The organism is Cronobacter sakazakii, assembly GCF_000982825.1.
Lineage (GTDB): Bacteria > Pseudomonadota > Gammaproteobacteria > Enterobacterales > Enterobacteriaceae > Cronobacter > Cronobacter sakazakii.
Genome location: NZ_CP011047.1, coordinates 1,933,032 through 1,955,359 on the forward strand (window position 1 = coordinate 1,933,032; position 22,328 = coordinate 1,955,359).

The following is a 22,328-nucleotide window of genomic DNA, read 5'->3' on the forward strand; positions in this document are numbered from 1 at the left end:
TTCCTCACAGGGCGCAGGAGACGCAGCCCTCAATTTCGGTGCCTTCCAGCGCCAGCTGGCGCAGTCGAATGTAATAGAGCGTCTTGATGCCTTTCTTCCAGGCGTAAATCTGCGCTTTGTTGATATCGCGCGTGGTGGCGGTATCCGGGAAAAAGAGCGTCAGCGACAGCCCCTGATCCACATGGCGCGTCGCCTCGGCGTAGGTATCGATGATCTTCTCGGGGCCGATTTCATACGCATCCTGGTAGAGCGACAGATTCTCGTTGGTCATAAACGGCGCGGGGTAATAGACGCGGCCGATTTTGCCTTCCTTGCGGATTTCGATTTTCGAGACGATCGGGTGAATGCTCGACGTCGCATGGTTGATATACGAGATAGAGCCGGTCGGCGGCACCGCCTGGAGATTGCGGTTATAGAGCCCGTGACGCATCACGTCGTCGCGAAGCGCGCGCCACATCTCTGGCGTCGGCAGCGTAATGCCCGCGCGCGCGAATAATTCTGCGACCCGCGCGGTGCGCGGCGTCCATATCTGCGTAAGGTATTTGTCAAAGTACTCGCCGCTCGCGTAGCGCGACGCTTCGAACCCTTCAAACCGCTCGCCGCGCTCGCGCGCCAGTTTCATCGACGTGTTCAGCGCGTGCCAGGTAACGGTATAAAAATAGAGGTTAGTGAAATCGAGCCCTTCCGGCGAGCCATAAGCGATGCCTTCGCGCGCCAGGTAGCCGTGCAGGTTCATCTGCCCAAGCCCGATGGCGTGCGAGGCGGCGTTGCCCGCTTCGATGGACGGCACGCTGCGGATATGGCTCATGTCTGACACCGCCGTCAGCGCGCGTACCGCTACTTCCACCGTCCGGCCGAAATCGGGCGAATCCATGGTATGCGCGATATTCAGCGAGCCGAGATTGCAGGAGATATCGTGGCCTGTGGTCGCGTAATTGAGGTTTTCATCAAACGTGGAGGCGCTGTTGACCTGCAAAATCTCCGAGCACAGGTTGCTCATGTTAATGCGCCCGGCAATCGGGTTGGCGCGGTTCACCGTATCCTCAAACATGATGTACGGATAGCCGGATTCAAACTGAATTTCCGCCAGGCGCTGGAACAGTTCGCGCGCGCTGATATAGCGCTTGCGGATACGCTCGTCTTCCACCAGTTGTGAATACATCTCGCTGACGCTGATATCGCCGAACGGCTTGCCGTAAATACGCTCCACGTCATAGGGCGAAAACAGCGCCATCTGCGCGTTGGCTTTCGCCAGCTCAAAGGTGATGTCGGGGATCACGACACCAAGCGAGAGCGTTTTGATGCGGATTTTCTCATCGGCGTTTTCACGTTTGGTATCGAGAAAACGCAGGATATCCGGGTGATGCGCGCTCAGATAGACCGCACCCGCGCCCTGGCGCGCGCCGAGCTGATTGGCGTAAGAGAAGGCGTCTTCCAGCATTTTCATCACCGGGATAACGCCGGAGGACTGGTTTTCGATGCGCTTAATCGGCGCGCCCGCTTCACGCAAATTCGAGAGCGAAAACGCCACGCCGCCGCCGCGTTTGGAGAGCTGGAGCGCGGCGTTTACCGCGCGGCCGATGGACTCCATATTATCTTCAATACGCAGCAGGAAGCAGGAGACCAGTTCGCCGCGCTGCTTTTTCCCGCAGTTCAGGAATGTGGGCGTGGCGGGCTGGAAGCGGCTGCTTAAGATTTCATCGAGGATCTGGCGCGCCAGCGTTTCATCGCCGCAGGCGAGCGTCAGCGCCACCATGCAGGCGCGATCCGGGAAGTGCTCCAGATAGCGCTTGCCGTCGAAGGTTTTCAGCGTGTAGCTGGTGTAAAACTTCCACGCGCCGAGAAATGTTTTAAAGGTAAAACCGTAGCGCTGTGCCTCATCAAACAGCCCGGCAACGAAGCTGGCGTCGTAGCGTTTGAGGACATTCTCATCGTAATAGCCTTCGCTTACGAGATACGCCAGACGCGCGTGGGTGTCGGGAAACGTCACCGAGCGCGGCGCCACATGCGCGGTCATAAACGCCGCCACCGCCTCGCGGTCTTTCTCAAACTGGATGCGTCCGTCGGCATCGTAAAGGTTGAGCATCGCGTTCAGCGCGTGATAGTCCGGCGGCGTTTGCAGTACGGCGTCGCCGGTTAATGTTGTCGTTGCCAAAATTCGCTCACTCCCTTACGCACGTTATCGATATCTTGCCCGGTGCCCATCAGCTCGAAGCGATAGAGAAACGGCACCTGACATTTATGGGCGATGATGTCGCCAGCGCGGCAATACCCTTCGCCGAAATTACGGTTGCCTGCGGCGATCACCCCGCGCAGCAACGCGCGGTTGTGTTCATCATTAAGAAACCGAATCACCTGGCGCGGTACGGCACCGGCGGTGCCGCCACCGCCGTAGGTTGGCACCACCAGGATGTAAGGCTCGTCTGCCCGCAGCCGCTCGCGGTCTTCCAGCGGAATTCGCGCCGCCGGCAGCCCCAGACGCGCGATAAACCGGTGGGTGTTTTCCGAGCGGCTGGAGAAGTAAATGAGCCTGGTCATGCGTTCGCCGCAAGGGAGTCCGCGCGCAGGCGGTTAATCATGTCCGGGCGAAAACCACTCCAGCTCAGGGAGTCGGTCATCACGACCGGTAACTGGCGAAAACCCTGTGCGCGCAGCGTGTCGATGGCTTCCGGCTGCTCGTCGAGATTGATGGTGTCAAACGCGATCTCGCGGCTTTCCAGCGCGCGTTTAGTGGCGTGACACTGGACGCAATCATTTCTTGTGTAAATAGTTATGCGCATGATTCGTATTCTCATCAATAGATTAAAATCCCCACAGCGAGGCAGTGAAGATTGGGGTTGTCTGATAAGAAAGATACTAGATGTAGTTATAATAAGTTTCAACTACGCAATATATAGGGTTTATGGAGAAGGGCGTGTCAACGCCGCGCAGACGCAGGCAGGACGCCATTCAGGCACAAGAAAGATTTTTGAGAGGAAGAAGGGCAGAGAAGAGACTTACAAGACGCCGTTCCCCGGCAGCGCCGGGGAAAAGGCATTGAACCGTGCTTCAGAGGTTAGCGGCGGGTAATCAGCAGCGCGCCGAGGAAGATCCCGACCGCTGCGCCGATACCCAGGCTGCTCAGCGGGCGCTCGCGCACAAACGTGCTCGCGCAGCTCACCGCGTCACGGGCCGCCTGAGAAACCTGGCTTCTCCCGTGCATACGGGCGCGGGTTTCGCGCAGCAGCGATTCTGCTTTACGGCGCGCCACATCCGCTTCGCCTTTGGCATCGCTGCCCCAGGATTTGAGTACGCCTTCCAGCGTATCGGCGAGGCGGCTAATGTCCTGGTTAATCTCATCCACACCAGCGTTCACGTCACTACGGGTATTTCGGTTAAACATAACGCTCTCCCTTTTGTGTTTACTTAATAACAGTATAGAACAAAATGTGAGCCGTCTCGGCGCGTGGGGCCGTCAGGAGGCGTTTCTGGACTTTTCCGAAAGCCCTGCTATTCCTCCTAATGTAAGGTTTCCCCGCAGCTGAAGCAGATGAGGAAAATTTATGTATTTACGACCCGATGAGGTGGCGCGCGTCCTGGAGAAAGCCGGATTTACCATGGATGTGGTGACGCCAAAAACTTATGGTTATCGTCGCGGCGAGAATTATGTCTATGTGAATCGTGAAGCGCGGATGGGGCGCACGGCGCTGGTTATTCACCCGACGCTCAGAGAGCGCAGCCAGTCGCTGGCGGACCCGGCTTCAGAAATGAAAACCTGCGATCACTACCAGCAGTTTCCGCTGTGGCTTGGCGGGGACGCGCAGGAGCATTACGGCATCCCGCTGGGATTCAGCTCCCGCATGGCGCTGGAGCGTTATCTGAACGGCTTATTTGGCGAACCGCAGTAAACCGTCCCTTCTCAGGCCTGCGCGCTGACCGGCGCAGCGGGGCTTACCCGGAACAGACGGCGGCAATAATCGAGGAAATACCCGTAGGCCGCCCCCATCATCATCGACACCACAATATTGGAGCTTACCGCGGTAATAATCTGCGGGATATCCGCGCCGACAAACAGCAGGATGGCGGCGTACACCGGCGACTGAAAAGTAATGTAGGCGATAACATCTGCCAGATTTTTCACCAGGCGGCCCTTACCCACACGCGCGGCAAGGCGCATCACGGCGTCACGGTAAAGGCCATACGGCCAGGCAATCACCATATTGACCGGGATCGCCATCAGGCGTGACGAGAGCGATTGTTCGAAGCTCATTCCTGAGACGAATATTTCAATCATCATCCCCACGACGGAGCAATACACTACCATGGCAAACGTGTCCGCTACGGCGTGACGCAGGCGAGAATGCGGCGAAAACATCGAATTAAGCTCCTGGCTCATCAACAGGGAAAACGGGAAGGTAAAGGCTATGCTGGCGATATGCCTTGCATTTTGCGTTGATGATAGAGTATATGGCTGGCTTATTGCTTTCAATTAGCGATAAATTTTTATTTATCGCCGCTTTGTCCATAAAATCCTCTGTAAATTCAAAAACGTGCGGCGCTTCGCTATTTTTTCGCACTCGTTATCATTTTTATATTTAGTTTCAATGGGTTATTTTTTCTCTGGCAAACGTATTGCTTCGCCTGCGGCAGAGAATTTTTTGCCAGGCGTTTTTGGGTTTGTCGTGGAGTTTTCCATAGCGTCTGCGTGAAAATTGCAGCTTTTTATGCTGTTCTGGCGTGAGGTACAGGCAGGTGCCATGGGAAGGATTTATCGGTGCGATGAATATGATTAGCCCGCCGTAAAACAGGTTTAACCATTATTCAGCCCAACTCTGTGCGTGCTGTCGGATAATGCCCGTCATGCTTTCTACGGGGATTAACTATCATCATGGACGCAATCAGCGACGTGTTATATCAGGTTGAACGGGGCATTATGGCGCTCGTTCGTGAAGGGGATTTGCGCAAAAAACTGCGGCGATTCTGGTTTGAATCGCTTATCGACATATCGCCCGCCGCACTGCCAGAAGCACTACAGCGCGAGCTGCATATGCTTCGTGCGCCTTTCAGCGCTGTGCAGGCGCGCCCGGTCGCGCAGTGGAGTGAGAACGAGGTTCAGCAGTGGCTTAAAGCTGTCCTGAGGTTTTATCACAGGCTGAGTGAACAGGCGTTCAGAGAGAATGCGGGGCAGAAGATGTAAGGCGGATGCACTTCGCTTATCCGCCAGACGTAAAACCGAAGGGTGGGTAAGCGAAGCGCACCCACCGTGAAACGCCGCTACCGTACTCACAACCGGCGCGGCCGCAGATCAACACACCCCGAAATCGCCGTCTTCTTTATACAGCGCCACATCGGCGGCTTTCAGCGTGACTTTCTCACCCTGCTCGTCATCCGGGCGCACCGCGACAATCTGATCGCCATGCACTTCGATAACTTTCAGTTTCGGGCCGCCCAGACGCGGTTGAACGATATCGCCTGCTGCAAACATCATGACCTCCTTTATTCATAGGGTTTCTGTAACAGTAGCCCACCACCGCGCTCACCGACAACCGCAATCCCGCGCTTTGTTGGCAAAATGTTAATAACTTATCTTCTGTATAGCCGCGTTAGGCCAGGTAAAGTCCTGTATGGCGGGTGGCGCTTTGTGTTTCAGCGACTAAACTTAATAAAAATAAGCGACTTACAACACCTGCAAAAAACTACAGGAGTAACTATGGGATTCTGGAGAATCATTTTTACCATCATTCTGCCGCCGCTTGGCGTACTGCTGGGGAAAGGTGTCGGTGGGGCGTTCCTTATTAACATCCTCCTGACGCTGCTGGGCTATTTCCCGGGGCTCATCCACGCCTTCTGGGTGCAAACCAAAAACTAATCCCTCTTTAAAGAAACCCGCTACGGCGGGTTTTTTTACGCATGATTTCTGCCATTTTTTCCCGCCCTTTTCCCGTTTCAACCCGACTGCGAAACCGCTCACGATTTAACCGCAGTGTTGCATTTTAATTGCATACAAAACGTGCGGATTTACTCGCGCTTAACAATATTTTAGCGAATGAACTGTTTTAATCGAAACTTTTGCCGATAACAGAGGGGCAGAGAGGCGTTTTTCTCTGAATAACTTGAAAAATAGAGATAAAAAGAGGCCACCATGGGGATCCTGTCAACATTAATCACGGGTCCAGGACGGACATTTTCGGCGCAAAGCCCCCGTAGCGGTGTGTATCGCTGTAATAAATTACCTACATCGTTACGTGACGCGGGCGTGCCGGATAAGCCGGGCATCTTAATGGTATTTGTACCGCCCAACGCGGATTTTCATGCTGTCAGTCAGGTCTGGCAGCGCTTCGCCACGCCGGAACGCACCGTACTGGTGCTTTCCTCCACCGGCACGCTGTGCCAGCAGGATAAAGCGACGGTCTATTGCTCTCTGGAGAGCGACGAGGGAAGCTGGCTGCTGCTCCCCAAAGGGCTGATCGGCCGCCACGAAGTGCATTCTGTCGATCTTCATACCCGCATTCCGGGCGCGGTACAGCGCGTGCAGGCAATTTCACGCGATCTCAGCGCACTCGACGTGAAGATGTCGTTAAGCGCTGACCGCACCTTTGCAATGATTTATTGCGATGGGCTTGCCGCCTCGGAAGGGTTCCTGATGCAGGCCTGGTATAAATCCGGGCGTTTCCCGTGCCTCGCGGTTGGCGGGGCGGCGGGCGGCAAGCTCGATTTCAGCGGCACCTGGATGAGCGTCAATGGCCGGATGATGGATGGCCGCGCGATTGTCATCCTGTGTGAAATGGCACCGGGTAAATCTTTCGCGCCGTTTAAAAGCCAGAACTTCCAGCCGACCGACAAAAGCTGGCTGGTGGCGCAGGCCGATCCGGTCGCGCGTACCGTCACGTCGCTGTTCGACGCCAAGGATCATCAACAGCCCATTACGTCGTATCTGGCAAGCCAGCTCAACTGCAAACCGGATCAGCTGGCGCAGGCGCTGGAGGGGTATACCTTCGCGGTAAAAGTGGGCGATGACTTCTTTATTCGTTCCGTGGCGCAGATTGAATCCTCACAGATTCGCTTCTTCTGCGATCTGGAGTTTGGCGACAGGCTGTATCTGATGAAAGCGACCGATTTTGTCGCGCACACGGAGCACGACTGGCAGGCGTTCACGCGCCGTTACGGTAAACCGTCCGGGATGCTGCTTAACGACTGCGTACTGCGCCGGATGAACAACCTGGCAACGCTGCCGCGCGCCGATTTCTTTCGCAAGATCCCGGCGGCGGGCTTTTCAAGCTTTGGTGAAATTCTTGGGGTGCCTATCAACCAGACGCTCTCCGCGCTGGTGTTTTTCGATAAGCCCAATCAGGCGATGAGCCAATTCCCGGTGGAATACGCGGCTTACGCGGCACACTACGCGCAACGCACGCTGCGCCGCTGGGAGGCGATGCACCGTATGCAGTCGCAGGTGATTGAGCAGGTCATCAGCTATCAGCAGGAGCTGTCGCCGCTGCTCTCCACGCTGCCGCTGCTGGAGCACGCAACGTCGCAGCAGACCGAAACGCTGGATATTGCGCAGGGGAATATCCGCTCCATGAGCAATGCCGCGCGCGACACCCGTGACGCGCAGGACAGGCTGGAGCAGGGCTTAAGCGATCTGGAGACCATTTCGGCGGGGATCACCAAAATCACCAGCGGGATCCGCTCTATCGCCGATCAGACCAACCTGCTGGCGCTCAACGCCGCGGTGGAAGCCGCGAGAGCCGGGGAATCCGGACGCGGTTTCGCGGTGGTGGCAGGCGAAGTGCGCCGCCTGGCGCATCTGTCACGCGAGCAGGCGGAGGCGACGGCGCACAGCATCAACGAGTCTGTTGAAACTATCGCGCGTATTCGTCAGGTCACCACGGAAACGGTCAGCGCGACCCAGACTATGGCGGACCGCAGTATCGAAGCCGCGGATCGTATCGCTTCGATGAGCGAGCAGACCAGCGAAGAGCGCGAAAACGTCGCCCAGAGCCTGGGCCGCCTGAAAGTCGTCGCGAAAGGGATGGACGCGATGCAGGAGGCGGTCGCGCAACTGCGTACGTTGCAGGAGCTGGCGGGTAATGACTCCAACTTATTGATAGTGTTTTATGTTCAGATAATGCCCGATGACTTTGTCATGCAGCTCCACCGATTTTGAGAACGACAGCGACTTCCGTCCCAGCCGTGCCAGGTGCTGCCTCAGATTCAGGTTATGCCGCTCAATTCGCTGCGTATATCGCTTGCTGATTACGTGCAGCTTTCCCTTCAGGCGGGATTCATACAGCGGCCAGCCATCCGTCATCCATATCACCACGTCAAAGGGTGACAGCAGGCTCATAAGACGCCCCAGCGTCGCCATAGTGCGTTCACCGAATACGTGCGCAACAACCGTCTTCCGGAGCCTGTCATACGCGTAAAACAGCCAGCGCTGGCGCGATTTAGCCCCGACGTATCCCCACTGTTCGTCCATTTCCGCGCAGACGATGACGTCACTGCCCGGCTGTATGCGCGAGGTTACCGACTGCGGCCTGAGTTTTTTAAATGGCGGAAAATCGTGTTGAGGCCAACGCCCATAATGCGGGCGGTTGCCCGGCATCCAACGCCATTCATGGCCATATCAATGATTTTCTGGTGCGTACCGGGTTGAGAAGCGGTGTAAGTGAACTGCAGTTGCCATGTTTTACGGCAGTGAGAGCAGAGATAGCGCTGATGTCCGGCGGTGCTTTTGCCGTTACGCACCACCCCGTCAGTAGCTGAACAGGAGGGACAGCTGATAGAAACAGAAGCCACTGGAGCACCTCAAAAACACCATCATACACTAAATCAGTAAGTTGGCAGCATCACCGGGAATCTGAAAAAAGTAAAGACTGTGTGATTTGTGAGCTTGATTGAATGCACTGTGAGCTCACGCCGCTGGCGATATTGCTTAAACACCACCGGCAAATAGATCGATAGTCCCCACGGAGGAACGAGGGCATATGCCAGCTTACGTTGTTCAGGAACTTCTGCTTAGTGCCAGAAGCAGACATTTCTAGCTTTAAAACTGGGAGCAAGTCAGGGCAGCTCTTTGCAGTATCGTTTGACCGAGCACTCATTCAGGAGCCCCCAAAAAAGATACGATATTTTTTTCGACTTGTACATCAAAGAGCAAAGGAAGCAAAGATGTCTGAATTAGCACAAGAATCAATCGGAACCAATGACTTCGAAAAGTGGCTGAATGAACGTAGTAACTGGCTTCAAACGGCAGCAAAACAGCTTATCGAGAATAAACGTTTACCAAATGAGGTCGAACTCACTGAGCTGGTTCGACTCTGCAAACTGGAAGCAGCTAAACAAAATGACCCTGGGTTCTTGAAGGTTGCACCTGGCTCATTCTCAGCAGGGTTGCTACAGCGAATTGTACGTATTGAAGAAGTAAGCCAAGTATTTGGTGTAAATGCCATCAAACCAGGGGCGTCCTTACCATTCGGAGCTGGTAGTTTAGCTGTTATATATGGGCAGAATGGCTCAGGGAAAAGTAGTTTTTCTCGTCTGCTCAAACAACTCTGTGGCTCACGTTCAAGGGACGAAATCCGCCCGAATGTTTTCAGCAGCGAAGAGCATACATGCAGTGCTCAATGTCGAATCACCATTGATGGTAAACCCGTAGAAATCAATTGGCAGGCGGGGGCTGCCCCACATCCGATGCTCAAGTATGCCCAAGTATTTGACTCGAAAACTGCGACTCAATATATGGGACGCACTGAATCAAGCTACGAACCGAGCAGCATGCGTTTTATATCTTTGCTCATTCAGATCTCAGGAATGGTTTCTGAACAATTAAGTCGAGAGAAGGAAAAGCTTGTCCGTGCTCTTCCACTTTTCCCAAGTGATCTTACAGAGACCGCCGAAAATACTTGGTTCTACTCTCTGGTGATGCTGCCAACTTACTGATTTAGTGTATGATGGTGTTTTTGAGGTGCTCCAGTGGCTTCTGTTTCTATCAGCTGTCCCTCCTGTTCAGCTACTGACGGGGTGGTGCGTAACGGCAAAAGCACCGCCGGACATCAGCGCTATCTCTGCTCTCACTGCCGTAAAACATGGCAACTGCAGTTCACTTACACCGCTTCTCAACCCGGTACGCACCAGAAAATCATTGATATGGCCATGAATGGCGTTGGATGCCGGGCAACCGCCCGCATTATGGGCGTTGGCCTCAACACGATTTTCCGCCATTTAAAAAACTCAGGCCGCAGTCGGTAACCTCGCGCATACAGCCGGGCAGTGACGTCATCGTCTGCGCGGAAATGGACGAACAGTGGGGATACGTCGGGGCTAAATCGCGCCAGCGCTGGCTGTTTTACGCGTATGACAGGCTCCGGAAGACGGTTGTTGCGCACGTATTCGGTGAACGCACTATGGCGACGCTGGGGCGTCTTATGAGCCTGCTGTCACCCTTTGACGTGGTGATATGGATGACGGATGGCTGGCCGCTGTATGAATCCCGCCTGAAGGGAAAGCTGCACGTAATCAGCAAGCGATATACGCAGCGAATTGAGCGGCATAACCTGAATCTGAGGCAGCACCTGGCACGGCTGGGACGGAAGTCGCTGTCGTTCTCAAAATCGGTGGAGCTGCATGACAAAGTCATCGGGCATTATCTGAACATAAAACACTATCAATAAGTTGGAGTCATTACCCGAAGAACTCAGCGATAAGGCCAAAAATGCAGCAGTCAGCAGGCGAAACGATATGGACTGGTCACGCACGGGTAAACTCTGTTATACTTAGCGTTACACTTTTGGGGCTGATTCTGGATTCGACGGGATTCGCGAAACCCAAGGTGCATGCCGAGGGGCGGTTGGCCTCGTAAAAAGCCGCAAAAAAATAGTCGCAAACGACGAAAACTACGCTTTAGCAGCTTAATAACCTGCTTAGAGCCCTCTCTCCCTAGCCTCCGCTCTTAGGACGGGGATCAAGAGAGGTCAAACCCAAAAGAGATCGCGTGGATACCCTGCCTGGGGTTGAAGCGTTAAAACTAATCAGGCTAGTCTGGTAGTGGCGTGTCCGTCCGCAGCTGCCAGGCGAATGTAAAGACTGGACTAAGCATGTAGTACCGAGGATGTAGGAATTTCGGACGCGGGTTCAACTCCCGCCAGCTCCACCAAATATTGATGTACCGAAGTTCAGTAAAGTCTACTAAGCCCGCACAGCACAAGCTCTGCGGGCTTTTTTACGTCCATTGTCGTCTAGTGAGAATTGCTGAGAACCACGAGTTATGGCACCCTAAATGGGACCCAAGACAAAGGGTCCAAAAATCGAGGGTCCCAAAATGGCAAAGATCGCGAAGAAACTCACCGACACTGAAATCAAAAACACCAAGCCAGCAGACAAAGAAATCAACTTGTTTGACGGGGATGGCTTGATTCTACGAATCTCTCCCCTCTCAACAGGTGGGAAAAAGAATTGGTATTTCAGGTATTCAGTGCCAGTGAGCAAGAAAAGAACCAAGATGAGCCTTGGGACCTACCCTCACCTTACCCTGGCAAGAGCAAGAGCCTTACGTGATGAATACCTCTCCTTGCTTGCGAATGGCACGGACCCTCAAGTCCATAACAACGATAAAGCTAATGCATTAAAGAATGCCACAGAACACACATTACAAGCCGTGGCGAGAAAATGGTTGGATGAGAAGGTAAAGACCTCTGGCATCTCACAAGACCATGCAGAAGACATCTGGCGGAGCCTTGAACGAAATATTTTCCCCGGTCTGGGTAATGTGCCAATCAATGAGATCCGTCCCAAGCTCTTAAAACAGCATCTTGATCCAATTGAACAACGGGGAGTACTGGAAACTTTGCGGCGGCTAATTTCCAGGTTGAATGAAATCTTCCGTTGGGCGGCTACAGAAGAGCTGATTGAATTTAACCCCGCAGATAATCTAGGCCAACGTTTCAGTAAGCCTAAAAAACAGAATATGCCTGCCTTACCCCCCTCTGAACTCCCTCGTTTTCTGGCAGCACTGAACAATGCTTCTGTCCGTTTAGAAACAAGACTACTGATTGAATGGCAACTTCTCACATGGGTTCGCCCTGGTGAAGCTGTCCGCGCAAGATGGTCTGATATAGATATGGATAACAGCATGTGGAACATCCCAGCTGAATTTATGAAGATGAAAAAACCTCATAAGGTCCCATTAAGCAAAGAATCTCTTCGGATACTCAAGTCTATGGAATCAATCAGTGGGCACCGCGAGTGGGTATTTCCCAGCATAAAGGCTCCCTTAAATCATATGCATGAACAAACAGCCAATGCAGCAATTATCCGTATGGGCTTGGGAGGTGAACTTGTTGCCCACGGGATGCGATCTATTGCAAGAACGGCAGCGGAAGAGTCAGGTAAGTTCAGGACAGATGCCCTTGAAGCGGCCCTTGCCCACTCAAAAAAAGACGAAATTATCGCTGCATATAATCGTGCGGAATATATTACCGAACGAGTAGCTCTCATGCAGTGGTGGGGAGATTATGTCCTGGCGCAACAGCTTAAAATTTTTGCTGCTTAAAGGGACGAAAGGCTACTAATCAGTAGCCTTTCCAGTATCCCCATACATGGGGCAAATAACAAACTGTACATAGTACAGGATACATATCAGCAAAAACACTTGGGTAATGACTCCAACTTATTGATAGTGTTTTATGTTCAGATAATGCCCGATGACTTTGTCATGCAGCTCCACCGATTTTGAGAACGACAGCGACTTCCGTCCCAGCCGTGCCAGGTGCTGCCTCAGATTCAGGTTATGCCGCTCAATTCGCTGCGTATATCGCTTGCTGATTACGTGCAGCTTTCCCTTCAGGCGGGATTCATACAGCGGCCAGCCATCCGTCATCCATATCACCACGTCAAAGGGTGACAGCAGGCTCATAAGACGCCCCAGCGTCGCCATAGTGCGTTCACCGAATACGTGCGCAACAACCGTCTTCCGGAGCCTGTCATACGCGTAAAACAGCCAGCGCTGGCGCGATTTAGCCCCGACGTATCCCCACTGTTCGTCCATTTCCGCGCAGACGATGACGTCACTGCCCGGCTGTATGCGCGAGGTTACCGACTGCGGCCTGAGTTTTTTAAATGGCGGAAAATCGTGTTGAGGCCAACGCCCATAATGCGGGCGGTTGCCCGGCATCCAACGCCATTCATGGCCATATCAATGATTTTCTGGTGCGTACCGGGTTGAGAAGCGGTGTAAGTGAACTGCAGTTGCCATGTTTTACGGCAGTGAGAGCAGAGATAGCGCTGATGTCCGGCGGTGCTTTTGCCGTTACGCACCACCCCGTCAGTAGCTGAACAGGAGGGACAGCTGATAGAAACAGAAGCCACTGGAGCACCTCAAAAACACCATCATACACTAAATCAGTAAGTTGGCAGCATCACCAGGAATAGCGACCGGAAACCAGACGGTAACCGTGACCGCCTCTGACGTTAACGGCAACTCGGCCTCGGCGACGGGCTCGCTGACGCTGGATCTGCTGGCACCGGCGCTCTCGTCGCTCTCGGTCTTTGGCGACGGGCTGCTGAATGCCGCCGACGCGCTGGTCAGCCAGACCATTTCAGGCGTCGTCACTAACGCGACGGCAGGCTCCAGCGTCTCCGTAGCGCTGGGCGCGCGCACCTTTACCGGCACGGTGGGCACAGGCGGGCGCTTTACTATCCAGCTTAACCCGACCGATCTCGCCTCGCTGGCGGAGGGCTCGCTGACGCCGCGCGTCACCATCACCACGCCGGACGGCAATACCACGACGGTCAACGGAACGCCGGTGGTCGTGGGCATCACCACGCTGCCGACGGTCGCCATCAATACGCTGTTTGGCGGCGACGGCTGGCTGAACGCGGCGGAGGCGAACGCCGGGCAGGTTATCAGCGGCACCAGCAACCTCACGAGCGGTACGGTCACGCTTAACGTGGGGGGCAGCACCTTCACGGCGGCGATTAGTAACGGTGCCTGGTCGGTGAATGTACCGTCGGCAACGCTGAAAGGCCTCCAGGACGGCACGCTGACGGTCAGCGCCAGCGTTACCGACCCGGTCGGCAACGTGGCGACCGGCTCGCAGATAGTGAATGCGATTGTTCAGGCGCTGCCGCAGGTGGCGGTCAACCCCATCTTTGGGGATGGCATCCTGAGCCTCAGCGATCTGTTAAGCCCACAGCTTATCAGCGGCACCGCCACTAACCTGGCGGCGGGTAGCGCACTGACGGTCAAACTGGGCGCGCTGACGTTTAACACCACGGTGCGCGCCGATGGCACCTGGCAGGTGTCGGTGCCAACCACGTCTCTGCAGGGGCTGACCGACGGCCCGCTGAACGTCACCGTGACGGCGCGCGACGCGGCAGGTAATACCGCCAGCGGCAGTAACGGGCTGACGGTGAATATCGGCGCGCTGCCGACGCTCGCCATTACCTCGCTGTTTGGCGATAACGGCCTTAACGCCACCGATATCCTGAGCGCCCAGACCATTTCCGGCACCAGCACCAACGCTGTCGGCTCGCAGGTCACGGTGTCGCTTGGCGGTAAAAATTACGTCACCACCGTCGGTAATGACGGCACCTGGCAGCTGTCGGTGCCGAAAACCGACCTCAGCGGGCTGCTCGACGGCACGCTGACGGTGAACGCGAGCGTGACCAACCCGGCGGGCAACAGCGCTAACACCAGCGGCGTGCTGAATGTCATTACCCATTCGCTGCCGACGGTGTCACTGACCTCGCTGTTTGGTAACGATGGCTATCTGAACGTTAGCGAGGCGGGCAGCGGCCAGACGATCAGCGGGAAAATCACCGGCGCGGCGGATGGCGCGACGGTGAAAGTGACGCTTGGCACAAACACCTATAACGCGACGGTGGCGAGCGACGGCACCTGGTCGCTGCCGGTCAGCAGCTCGATTCTGGATGGGCTGTCCAACGGCGCGCTGAAAGTGGGTGTCTCGGTGACGGATAAAGTGGGCAACGTCAACAGCACCAGCAGCGACGTGACGGTGAAACTCACCACGCCGACGCTAACGTTCAACCCGCTGACCAGCCTTAACCCGCTGGCGCTGCTCTCAACAGGCCTGACGCTGCGCGGCGGCTCCGCTAACCTGGCGCCGGGCTCGGTGGTGCATCTGTCACTGCTGAACGGGACGGTCAATACCACGGCTATTACCGACAGCAATGGCAACTGGTCAGCAAACCTCGGCCTGGGGCTGAATATTCTGCAACTGCTGTCGCTCTCCAGCGTGCTGAATATTTACGCCACCGATGTGGCGGGCAATACCGGGTACCTCAACGTCGGGCTCGGCGGGCAGATTATCTCCACCACGCCGCCAGCCACGTTCGCGGCCGCGAGCGTTGAGCATGAAGCCTCGCTGTTCGCGCTGGTTGATGAGACCAGTCAGACCGCGACGACAGCCGACAGCCAGCAGTCTGCGGTGACCGCGAAAATCGCCGCTGTTGGCGCGATCACAGAAACAAACAGTGATAGCGGTTCCACCGTGGCAGACGACAGCAGCAGCGTAGCGGGTGGCTATACTATCGGCGGGGTCAGCATCGATCTCGCCGATGGCACCAGCCAGAGCGGCGAGTCGGTGCAGGGCAGTAGCGGCAGCGACACGATTCACCTCGCCTCGCTTGGCTTTGCGTCGCTCGACGGCGGCGCGGGAACCGACACCCTGGTCATCGATGGCGTCAATCTCAAACTCGACCTGACGGCGTTGAGCGGACAGGTTCAGCACATTGAGATCTTCGATCTCGGTAAGTCCGGCACCAACAGCCTGACGCTGGATCTGCACCAGGCGCTGACCATCACCGACAAGCCGGAAGACGATCTGATCGTCAAAGGCGTGAACGGGGATCAGGTCAATCTGGTGAAAGGCGGCAGCGATATCTGGGAAGTGAGCGGACAGCGCGAAGTGGACGGCGTGCAGTTTGATGTCTGGCATAACAGCTCGCAAACCAACACGTTGGGGGATGTCCTGATCCAGCACGGATTGCACGTCAATATGGTCTAACGCCACGGCGCCTCAGGGAGGAGGCGCCTGCGTCATCTTAACAATATCACCAGCCGCGCAGACGGCGTCATAAGGTGGAACTGGATGTACAACAACACAATGCGCTACAGGCGGCTGGCATTGCTGCTGGCCGCTGCCCTTGTCAGTTTTCCCGCCGTTTCACAGGAGGAATTCGCCTGGCAGACCGCTCCCAGCGAGCAGCTACAGGCGCAGCTTACGATAAAAGAAGCCATACTTCGCGCCTTCGCGCGTAACCCAAAAATCGCACAGGCCGCGGCGCAAATCCGTGTCGGCAAAGCCAATCTGGAAGAGGCGCAAAGCGCCTGGTTTCCGCAAATCTCCTTACAGGGCAATGTCGGGCGAAACCACCGTACCGACTCTTCAGGCTCTCTCAACAGTAACGCCGCAGGTGGCGTGAACCTCAAACAGCTGATTTACGATTTCGGCAAAACCGGCGGCAGTATTGACGAGCAGGAAAATCTCTCCGAAGCCTACCGCTTTCAGCTCTACGACACCCTGAATCAGGTCGGAATGCAGACGCTGCAGGCGTATTTACAGGTGCGCCGCTACCAGAGCCTCGCGGCGGCCGCCGAGCGCAATCTTGAGTCGCTGCGTTCAGTACAGAGCATGGCGGATTTACGCTCAGAGGCCGGGCTCAGTACGCAGTCTGATGTGTTACAGGCGCAAAGCCGCATCGCCGGGATGAACGCCACACTTGAGCAGTACCGCGCCCAGGCGCGCTCGGCGCAGGCGGCGCTAAGCGTGCTTACTGGCGTGGTGGCTGACACGTTGCCGGATCTGCCAGAGGATTTGCTGCGCCAGCCGATTACGCTCAAATCGCTGCCGTATGAACAGACCAACGCGGTGCGCGCGGCCCAGGCCAAACAGCTCGCGGCTGAACAGCGCATTCGCCAGGCGCAGGCCCAGCACTGGCCGACGGTTTCTGTACAGGCCGGGCGCACGCGCTACCAGAACGACAATTCCAACTACTGGGATGACCAGGTCCAGCTGGTGGTGGACGCGCCCGTCTATCAGGGCGGCGCGGTGAGCGCCCGCGTGGAGGCGGCCGAAGGCGATCGCGCCAGCGCGCGCGCCGATGTTGAGGCGAGCAAGCTCGATATCAACCAGAAAGCCGCCACCGCCTGGGCTGATTTGACCGGCGCGCAGCAGCGTCAGCTGGCGGGTGAACAGCAGATCGCCAGCGCCGGGCACGCGCGCGAGGTGTACCGCGATGAATACCGGCTCAGCAAGCGCAGCCTGAACGATCTTCTGAGCATCGAACAGGACGTTTTTCAGGCCGACACGCTCGCCATTACCGCCCGCTACGACGCGTGGGATGCCGCGGTGCGCTACGCCGCCGCAGTGGATAACCTGCTCGATATGCTTGGCATTGAACGCGCCCGGATGACCGGAGATACCCTGCCGTCGCTCTGAGCGCGGCATTTTAAGGAGTAGCGATGTCCCAGATCCCTGATACCGAAAGCTGGATCCGCGCCATGACGCGCGCGGCGGGGCGGTTCGGACTGCCCGCCGACGCGCCGGCGGTGCGCCAGCAGATGCGCTGGTTTGAAAATTTACCGCTCGCGCCACGGCTCGAGCGGCTCGCCGGGCTGATGGGCTTACAGGTCCGCCTGACGCCCATTAAAAATATGCGCTGGAACAGCCAGACGCTGCCGGTCATCGTGCAACTGGAAGAGGGCGGGCTGATGCTGCTGGAAGCCATCGACGCCGACGGCGTGGTGACTTACTGGCTGAGCGAAGGCGGCGACCTGGTGCGCGAAGAGCCGCTGGAAGAGTTACTCAAGCGCGTCAAACCGGAGGTGGCGCTGCTCGGTATCGCCGCCCGCGGGCGCGACGCCCGCATCGATGATTTTACCCGCCCTTACGAACAACACTGGTTCTGGCGTCACTTCCGCCATGCCGGGCGCAAGCTGGCGGAGATTTCGCTGGCGTCGATTCTCGGCAATGTGCTGGCGCTCGCGGGCATTTTATTTTCGATGCAGGTGTATGACCGCGTGATCCCGGCGGAGTCGTTCCCGACGCTGTGGGTGCTGTTCTTCGGCGTGCTGCTGGCGGCGCTGTTTGAATTTTTCATCCGGCTTGCCCGCACGCATGTCTCCGACATCATGGGCAAGCATATCGATCTCAATGTGTCATCGCTGTTTTATGCCCGCGCCATGGCGATTAAAAACGACGAGCGGCCGAAATCCACCGGATCGTTTATCTCGCAGTTACGTGAGATCGATCAGGTGCGCGAGCTTTTGACCTCCACCACTGTTGGCGCGGCGATGGATATTCCGTTCGTGCTGCTGTTCCTCGGGATCATGGCGCTGGTAGGCGGGCAACTGGTGGCGATCCCGCTTATCGCGATCCCGCTGATTGTGATCCCGGGGCTTCTGATCCAGTGGCCGATGGCGAAACTCGCCAAAGAGGGGATGCGCGAGAGCGCTATCCGTAACGCCGTGCTGGTGGAGTCGATCGAGGGCGTTGAGGATATTAAAGCGCTCCAGGCCGAGCCCTATTTTCAGCGCCAGTGGGAGCACACGCACAGCGTGGGCGCGAACATCGGCATGAAGCAGCGCGTCTGGGGCGCGCGCTTAAGCGGCTGGGCCTCGACGGTGCAGCAGATTACTTACGCGGGCATGCTGGTGTTCGGCAGCTATCTGGTGCTTGACGGGCAAATCACCACCGGGACACTGGTGGCGTGCAGCCTGCTTTCCTCGCGCACGCTGGCGCCGCTGATGCAACTGACGATGGTCTTTTCCCGCTGGCAGCACGCCAAAACCGCCATGAGCGGGCTGAATGAGCTGCTGAAAAAGCCGCTGGATAAAGAAGCGGGCAGCAAGATGGCGCACTGCCCGGTGCTGGCGGGCCACTATCAGTTTCAGGATGTGCAGTACAGCTACGATAAAGAAAAAGGCGATCAGGCGCTGCTGGTGCCGTCACTTGAGATCAAACCCGGCGAGCGCGTGGCGATCCTCGGCAAAGTGGGTGCCGGGAAATCGACGCTGCTGAAATTGCTCTCCGGCCAGGCGCAGGCGAGCAAGGGCAAAGTGATTATCGACGGTGTCGATCTGGCGCATATCGATCCGATGGACGTGCGCCGCCAGGTGGGATTTTTGTCGCAGGAGTCGCGGCTCTTTTTCGGCACCCTGCGCCAGAACCTGATGCTCGGGCACCCGAACGCCACCGATGCTGAACTGTTGCAGGCGCTGCGCATCAGCGGCGCGCTCTCCATGGTGCAGCATGACGCCGCAAGCCTAGACCGGCTGATTAACGAAGGCGGGCGCGGGCTCTCCGGTGGGCAGCGCCAGATGGTGCTGCTGAGCCGTCTGCTGGTGCGTAATCCGCAGATTGTGCTGCTTGATGAGCCGACCGCATCGATGGACGAACAGCTGGAAAGCTACGTTATCCGCCAGCTTCACCAGTGGCTGACCGGCCGCACGCTGGTGCTGGTGACGCACCGCCCGGCGCTGTTGTCGCTGGTTGACCGCGTGGTGGTGATGGAAAACGGCAAAGTGGTGGCGGACGGCCCGCGCGACGCGATTTTGCAGACGGCGCAGCGCAACAGCAATGTCGCCTCGGTGGCGTAAGGAGCATTGATGAGCCAATTAACGATGCAGGAAGAGCTGGCGCGCCAGGGGCGGTTTTATTCGTCGGTTATCTGGCTGACGCTGGCGGCGCTGGTGCTGTTTTTCGTCTGGGCGTGGTTTGCCACGCTCGATGAAGTGACGGTCGGTACCGGCAAAATCACGCCGTCGAGCCGCGCGCAGGTGATTGAGAGCCTGGACGGGGGCATAGTTAACGCGCTGATGGTGCATGAGGGCGACGTGGTGGAGCGCGGGCAGATGCTGGCGCGGCTCGACCCGACGCGGTTTCAGTCAAACTACGGCGAGGCGGCGGCGAGAGCGCGGGCGCTGCGCGCGTCCAGCGAGCGGCTGCGCTCGGAACTGACCGGTGAGCCGCTTCAGTTTAGCGAGGAATCAATGCGCGAACCGGCGCTGGTGGCCCGCGAACGCCAGCTTTATGAATCGCGCCGTCGTAATCTCAACGAGACGCTGGAGAACCTGCAAAAAACCTACAATCTGGTGATGGCGGAGCTGCGCATGACCCAGCCGCTGGTGGCGAAGGGGGCTGCCAGCGAAGTGGAGGTTATTCGTCTGCAACGTCAGGCCGCGGAGCTGAAAGGCAAAATGGACGATGCGCGTAACCAGTTCGCGGTGCGCGCGCGTGAAGAGCAGGTGAAGAATAATGCCGATCTCGACGCGCAGTTGCAGGTGATGGCGGGCAAGGCGGATCAACTCGATCGCGCTACGCTGTTTTCGCCGGTGCGCGGGGTGGTGAAAGATATCCAGGTGACGACGGTGGGCGGCGTGCTCCAGCCCGGCGGCAAGCTGATGGAGATTGTGCCGCTGGAAGATCAACTGCTGGTAGAAACATGCATCAACCCGCGCGATATCGCTTATATCCGGCCGGGATTACCCGCGACGGTGAAGATCACGGCATACGATTCATCTATCTATGGCGATCTGAAAGGCGAGGTGGAGATGGTCTCGCCCGATACGCTTCAGGATGAGGTAAAGCGCGATCAGTTTTATTACCGCGTGTATGTGCGCACCAAAAGCGCCGAGCTTAAGAACCGCAACGGCAAGCGTTTCCCGATCCTGCCGGGGATGGTCGCGAATGTGGAGATCAAAACCGGGCAGAAAACGGTGCTCGATTATTTGATTAAGCCGCTTAATAAGGTGAAAGAGGCGTTAAGGGAGCGTTAGGTTGGCGGCCTGATAGTGAGGTGCAGGTGCGCTATTGAGATGGCGGGTGCGCTGCGCTTACCCGCCCTACACGCGTATATAGTGTCATCTTGTAGGGTGGGTAAGCGAAGCGCACCCACCGCGCCCATAAAAAAACCGGCATCCGCCGGTTTTTTTGTCGCCAGGCTTAACGCCCCGCGTTTTTCATAATGCGTGCTTTATCAAGCTGCCATTCGCGCTCTTTCAGGTCGGAGCGCTTATCATGCTGCTTCTTACCTTTCGCCACGCCGATTTTGACTTTGCACCACGCGTTCTTCCAGTACAGCGTCAGCGCCACCACGGTATAACCATCGCGGTTAATGCGGCCATACAGATTATCCAGCTCGCGCTGGTTAAGCAGCAGCTTACGCGTGCGGGTCGGGTCGCAAACCACGTGCGTGGACGCCACGTTCAGCGGCTGGAAGTTGGCACCGAACAGATACGCCTCGCCGTCTTTGAGGATAACGTAACTGTCGCCGATGTTGGCTTTCCCCGCGCGCAGGGATTTAACTTCCCAGCCCTGAAGGGCCAGGCCTGCTTCAAATTCTTCTTCGATGAAGTACTCATGGCGGGCGCGCTTGTTGAGCGCAATGGTGGCTGAGCCAGGTTTGTGTGCTTTTTTCTTGGTCATAGTGCCGCTCAGTATAGGTAATCCGGTCGTAAAACGCACCCCTTTCCCGGGGTGGAAAAGGGTTATCTTAGCATGTCTGCCGGCGAGTTTTTGTTTAATGGATGATAAATGTTATTATTTCTAAGTCGTATGACTCACAGGAAATACTATGCCCCAGATTAGTCGTACTGCCCTGGTGCCTTACAGCGCTGAGCAGATGTATAAGTTAGTGAACGATGTAAAATCCTACCCGGAGTTTCTGCCAGGCTGCGTGGGAAGCCGCGTGCTGGAATCGTCGCCGGGCCAGATGACGGCCGCGGTGGAAGTATCGAAAGCCGGCATCAGCAAAACGTTCACCACCCGCAATACGCTGATCAGCAATCAGAGCATTTTGATGCATCTGGTCGATGGCCCTTTCAAAAAACTGATGGGCGGCTGGAAATTTACGCCACTGACCGAAGACGCCTGCCAGATTGAATTCAATCTCGATTTTGAATTCACCAATAAGCTCATCGAACTCGCGTTTGGCCGGGTCTTTAAAGAGCTTGCGTCCAGCATGGTGCAGGCGTTCTCGCAGCGCGCCAAAGAGGTTTACAGTGCCGGGTGAGATTCAGGTGGAAGTGGCGTATGCCCTGCCCGAAAAACAGTACCTGCGTAAGGTCAAACTGCCCGAAGGCGCGTCGGTGGAAGAGGCGATTATCGCCTCCGGCCTGCTGGAGCTGCGTAAAGACATCGATCTGAAGAAGAATAAGGTCGGGATCTACAGCCGTCCGGTTAAGCTTGCTGATACGTTAAATGACGGCGATCGTGTGGAGATTTACCGCCCGCTGATTGCCGACCCGAAAGAGCTGCGCCGCCAGCGTGCCGAACGCGCGGCAAAAAAGTAAGCGGCGAGCCTCGCAACGCATTACTCAATGTCGCCGTCTG

Annotated in this window: 21 protein-coding genes, 1 other RNA gene and 1 pseudogene; 14 read left to right on the plus strand and 9 right to left on the minus strand. The window is 56.5% G+C overall.

Annotation, left to right across the window (positions count from 1 at the left end; translation table 11 throughout):
- Nucleotides 1-4: 4 nt before the first annotated feature.
- From nrdE to CSK29544_RS09115, 4 genes are all read right to left on the minus strand, one after another.
- Nucleotides 5-2,122 carry a class 1b ribonucleoside-diphosphate reductase subunit alpha gene (nrdE, locus tag CSK29544_RS09095; RefSeq protein WP_029039624.1) on the minus strand — a complete coding sequence of 706 codons (2,118 nt, stop codon included), beginning with the start codon at nucleotides 2,120-2,122 and terminating at the stop codon, nucleotides 5-7.
- A 14-nt stretch (nucleotides 2,123-2,136) separates the two neighbouring features.
- The gene (gene nrdI / locus CSK29544_RS09100; RefSeq protein ID WP_007894657.1) at nucleotides 2,137-2,538 is read right to left on the minus strand and encodes a class Ib ribonucleoside-diphosphate reductase assembly flavoprotein NrdI; all 402 of its coding nucleotides are present in this window, start codon (nucleotides 2,536-2,538) and stop codon (nucleotides 2,137-2,139) included.
- Complete coding sequence (nrdH, locus tag CSK29544_RS09105; RefSeq protein ID WP_007894667.1) at nucleotides 2,535-2,780, minus strand: glutaredoxin-like protein NrdH; 246 nt, start codon at nucleotides 2,778-2,780, stop codon at nucleotides 2,535-2,537. The genes nrdI and nrdH overlap by 4 nt, the downstream gene beginning before the upstream one ends.
- A gap of 275 nt (nucleotides 2,781-3,055) precedes the next feature.
- Nucleotides 3,056-3,382, minus strand: a complete 327-nt coding sequence (locus tag CSK29544_RS09115) for a DUF883 family protein (RefSeq protein ID WP_004386456.1) — start codon at nucleotides 3,380-3,382, stop codon at nucleotides 3,056-3,058.
- A 160-nt stretch (nucleotides 3,383-3,542) separates the two neighbouring features.
- Here CSK29544_RS09115 and CSK29544_RS09120 point away from each other — a divergent pair, with 160 nt between their 5' ends.
- Nucleotides 3,543-3,887, plus strand: coding sequence for a DUF2002 family protein (locus CSK29544_RS09120; RefSeq protein ID WP_004386457.1), 345 nt, complete (start codon nucleotides 3,543-3,545; stop codon nucleotides 3,885-3,887).
- 11 nt (nucleotides 3,888-3,898) lie between these two features.
- Here the strand turns inward: CSK29544_RS09120 and CSK29544_RS09125 are convergent, their stop codons facing one another.
- The gene (locus tag CSK29544_RS09125) at nucleotides 3,899-4,354 is read right to left on the minus strand and encodes an L-alanine exporter AlaE (RefSeq protein WP_007894668.1); all 456 of its coding nucleotides are present in this window, start codon (nucleotides 4,352-4,354) and stop codon (nucleotides 3,899-3,901) included.
- A gap of 513 nt (nucleotides 4,355-4,867) precedes the next feature.
- On the opposite strand from CSK29544_RS09125, the gene CSK29544_RS09130 reads away from it, so the two are divergent.
- Nucleotides 4,868-5,176, plus strand: a complete 309-nt coding sequence (locus tag CSK29544_RS09130; protein ID WP_007894671.1) for an SAM domain-containing protein — start codon at nucleotides 4,868-4,870, stop codon at nucleotides 5,174-5,176.
- A gap of 108 nt (nucleotides 5,177-5,284) precedes the next feature.
- Here CSK29544_RS09130 and CSK29544_RS09135 read toward each other — a convergent pair whose 3' ends face one another.
- The gene (locus CSK29544_RS09135; protein WP_004386460.1) at nucleotides 5,285-5,464 is read right to left on the minus strand and encodes a GDFGVC terminal motif YodC-like protein; all 180 of its coding nucleotides are present in this window, start codon (nucleotides 5,462-5,464) and stop codon (nucleotides 5,285-5,287) included.
- A gap of 225 nt (nucleotides 5,465-5,689) precedes the next feature.
- On the opposite strand from CSK29544_RS09135, the gene CSK29544_RS22645 reads away from it, so the two are divergent.
- Both CSK29544_RS22645 and CSK29544_RS09145 read left to right on the plus strand, forming a co-directional pair.
- On the plus strand, nucleotides 5,690-5,848 hold the full coding sequence (locus CSK29544_RS22645; protein WP_004386461.1) for a YqaE/Pmp3 family membrane protein: 159 nt from the start codon (nucleotides 5,690-5,692) through the stop codon (nucleotides 5,846-5,848).
- A gap of 342 nt (nucleotides 5,849-6,190) precedes the next feature.
- Nucleotides 6,191-8,143, plus strand: coding sequence for a methyl-accepting chemotaxis protein (locus CSK29544_RS09145; RefSeq protein ID WP_007894673.1), 1,953 nt, complete (start codon nucleotides 6,191-6,193; stop codon nucleotides 8,141-8,143).
- On the opposite strand, the gene CSK29544_RS09150 is transcribed toward CSK29544_RS09145, so the two are convergent.
- Nucleotides 8,078-8,775 (minus strand): IS1-like element IS1B family transposase gene (locus CSK29544_RS09150; protein WP_095033700.1). Its coding sequence is split into 2 segments (ribosomal slippage): nucleotides 8,078-8,526 and nucleotides 8,526-8,775, totalling 699 coding nucleotides; the frame shifts between segments, so codons are not numbered across the junction. The two genes, CSK29544_RS09145 and CSK29544_RS09150, sit on opposite strands and share 66 nt — an antisense overlap.
- Nucleotides 8,776-9,147: 372 nt before the next feature.
- Between CSK29544_RS09150 and CSK29544_RS09155 the strand changes: the two genes are divergently transcribed.
- From CSK29544_RS09155 to CSK29544_RS09165, 4 genes are all read left to right on the plus strand, one after another.
- On the plus strand, nucleotides 9,148-9,918 hold the full coding sequence (locus CSK29544_RS09155; protein WP_032976416.1) for a hypothetical protein: 771 nt from the start codon (nucleotides 9,148-9,150) through the stop codon (nucleotides 9,916-9,918).
- Nucleotides 9,919-9,951: 33 nt separating this feature from the next.
- Nucleotides 9,952-10,649 (plus strand): IS1-like element IS1B family transposase gene (locus tag CSK29544_RS09160; RefSeq protein WP_095033700.1). Its coding sequence is split into 2 segments (ribosomal slippage): nucleotides 9,952-10,201 and nucleotides 10,201-10,649, totalling 699 coding nucleotides; the frame shifts between segments, so codons are not numbered across the junction.
- A gap of 118 nt (nucleotides 10,650-10,767) precedes the next feature.
- Nucleotides 10,768-11,131: a transfer-messenger RNA gene (gene ssrA, locus CSK29544_RS22660) on the plus strand.
- A 165-nt stretch (nucleotides 11,132-11,296) separates the two neighbouring features.
- Nucleotides 11,297-12,526 (plus strand): integrase arm-type DNA-binding domain-containing protein, encoded by a 1,230-nt coding sequence (locus CSK29544_RS09165; protein WP_169737566.1) that lies wholly within the window; start codon nucleotides 11,297-11,299, stop codon nucleotides 12,524-12,526.
- Between the two features lie 117 nt (nucleotides 12,527-12,643).
- Here the strand turns inward: CSK29544_RS09165 and CSK29544_RS09170 are convergent.
- Nucleotides 12,644-13,341, minus strand: a protein-coding gene (locus tag CSK29544_RS09170; protein ID WP_095033700.1) for an IS1-like element IS1B family transposase whose coding sequence is annotated in 2 segments (ribosomal slippage) — nucleotides 12,644-13,092 and nucleotides 13,092-13,341 — 699 coding nt in all. Because the reading frame shifts where the segments join, the coding sequence is not laid out codon by codon here.
- 44 nt (nucleotides 13,342-13,385) lie between these two features.
- Between CSK29544_RS09170 and CSK29544_RS09175 the strand changes: the two are divergent.
- The 4 genes and pseudogenes from CSK29544_RS09175 to CSK29544_RS09190 all read left to right on the plus strand — a co-directional run.
- Nucleotides 13,386-16,001: pseudogene (locus CSK29544_RS09175) on the plus strand (beta strand repeat-containing protein); the annotation flags it as partial.
- 84 nt (nucleotides 16,002-16,085) lie between these two features.
- The gene (locus CSK29544_RS09180; RefSeq protein ID WP_007896281.1) at nucleotides 16,086-17,435 is read left to right on the plus strand and encodes a TolC family outer membrane protein; all 1,350 of its coding nucleotides are present in this window, start codon (nucleotides 16,086-16,088) and stop codon (nucleotides 17,433-17,435) included.
- Nucleotides 17,436-17,458: 23 nt separating this feature from the next.
- Complete coding sequence (locus tag CSK29544_RS09185) at nucleotides 17,459-19,594, plus strand: type I secretion system permease/ATPase (RefSeq protein ID WP_007896282.1); 2,136 nt, start codon at nucleotides 17,459-17,461, stop codon at nucleotides 19,592-19,594.
- A gap of 9 nt (nucleotides 19,595-19,603) precedes the next feature.
- Nucleotides 19,604-20,773, plus strand: coding sequence for a beta-barrel domain-containing protein (locus tag CSK29544_RS09190; RefSeq protein ID WP_007896283.1), 1,170 nt, complete (start codon nucleotides 19,604-19,606; stop codon nucleotides 20,771-20,773).
- A 166-nt stretch (nucleotides 20,774-20,939) separates the two neighbouring features.
- On the opposite strand, the gene smpB is transcribed toward CSK29544_RS09190, so the two are convergent.
- Nucleotides 20,940-21,422, minus strand: coding sequence for an SsrA-binding protein SmpB (gene smpB, locus CSK29544_RS09195; RefSeq protein ID WP_029039582.1), 483 nt, complete (start codon nucleotides 21,420-21,422; stop codon nucleotides 20,940-20,942).
- 148 nt (nucleotides 21,423-21,570) lie between these two features.
- Between smpB and CSK29544_RS09200 the strand changes: the two genes are divergently transcribed.
- Complete coding sequence (locus CSK29544_RS09200; protein WP_007763442.1) at nucleotides 21,571-22,008, plus strand: type II toxin-antitoxin system RatA family toxin; 438 nt, start codon at nucleotides 21,571-21,573, stop codon at nucleotides 22,006-22,008.
- The gene (locus CSK29544_RS09205; RefSeq protein ID WP_004387955.1) at nucleotides 21,998-22,288 is read left to right on the plus strand and encodes an RnfH family protein; all 291 of its coding nucleotides are present in this window, start codon (nucleotides 21,998-22,000) and stop codon (nucleotides 22,286-22,288) included. The genes CSK29544_RS09200 and CSK29544_RS09205 overlap by 11 nt, the downstream gene beginning before the upstream one ends.
- The last annotated feature ends 40 nt before the right edge of the window (nucleotides 22,289-22,328 follow it).

What these genes read in the sequence shown, in the direction of transcription:
- nrdI (WP_007894657.1), bottom strand. Translation starts at nt 2,538, where the DNA reads ATGACCAGGCTCATTTACTTCTCCAGCCGCTCGGAAAACACCCACCGG.
- nrdH (WP_007894667.1), bottom strand. Translation starts at nt 2,780, where the DNA reads ATGCGCATAACTATTTACACAAGAAATGATTGCGTCCAGTGTCACGCC.
- CSK29544_RS09115 (WP_004386456.1), bottom strand. Translation starts at nt 3,382, where the DNA reads ATGTTTAACCGAAATACCCGTAGTGACGTGAACGCTGGTGTGGATGAG.
- CSK29544_RS09120 (WP_004386457.1), top strand. Translation starts at nt 3,543, where the DNA reads ATGTATTTACGACCCGATGAGGTGGCGCGCGTCCTGGAGAAAGCCGGA.
- CSK29544_RS09125 (WP_007894668.1), bottom strand. Translation starts at nt 4,354, where the DNA reads ATGTTTTCGCCGCATTCTCGCCTGCGTCACGCCGTAGCGGACACGTTT.
- CSK29544_RS09130 (WP_007894671.1), top strand. Translation starts at nt 4,868, where the DNA reads ATGGACGCAATCAGCGACGTGTTATATCAGGTTGAACGGGGCATTATG.
- CSK29544_RS09135 (WP_004386460.1), bottom strand. Translation starts at nt 5,464, where the DNA reads ATGTTTGCAGCAGGCGATATCGTTCAACCGCGTCTGGGCGGCCCGAAA.
- CSK29544_RS22645 (WP_004386461.1), top strand. Translation starts at nt 5,690, where the DNA reads ATGGGATTCTGGAGAATCATTTTTACCATCATTCTGCCGCCGCTTGGC.
- CSK29544_RS09155 (WP_032976416.1), top strand. Translation starts at nt 9,148, where the DNA reads ATGTCTGAATTAGCACAAGAATCAATCGGAACCAATGACTTCGAAAAG.
- CSK29544_RS09165 (WP_169737566.1), top strand. Translation starts at nt 11,297, where the DNA reads ATGGCAAAGATCGCGAAGAAACTCACCGACACTGAAATCAAAAACACC.
- CSK29544_RS09180 (WP_007896281.1), top strand. Translation starts at nt 16,086, where the DNA reads ATGTACAACAACACAATGCGCTACAGGCGGCTGGCATTGCTGCTGGCC.
- CSK29544_RS09185 (WP_007896282.1), top strand. Translation starts at nt 17,459, where the DNA reads ATGTCCCAGATCCCTGATACCGAAAGCTGGATCCGCGCCATGACGCGC.
- CSK29544_RS09190 (WP_007896283.1), top strand. Translation starts at nt 19,604, where the DNA reads ATGAGCCAATTAACGATGCAGGAAGAGCTGGCGCGCCAGGGGCGGTTT.
- smpB (WP_029039582.1), bottom strand. Translation starts at nt 21,422, where the DNA reads ATGACCAAGAAAAAAGCACACAAACCTGGCTCAGCCACCATTGCGCTC.
- CSK29544_RS09200 (WP_007763442.1), top strand. Translation starts at nt 21,571, where the DNA reads ATGCCCCAGATTAGTCGTACTGCCCTGGTGCCTTACAGCGCTGAGCAG.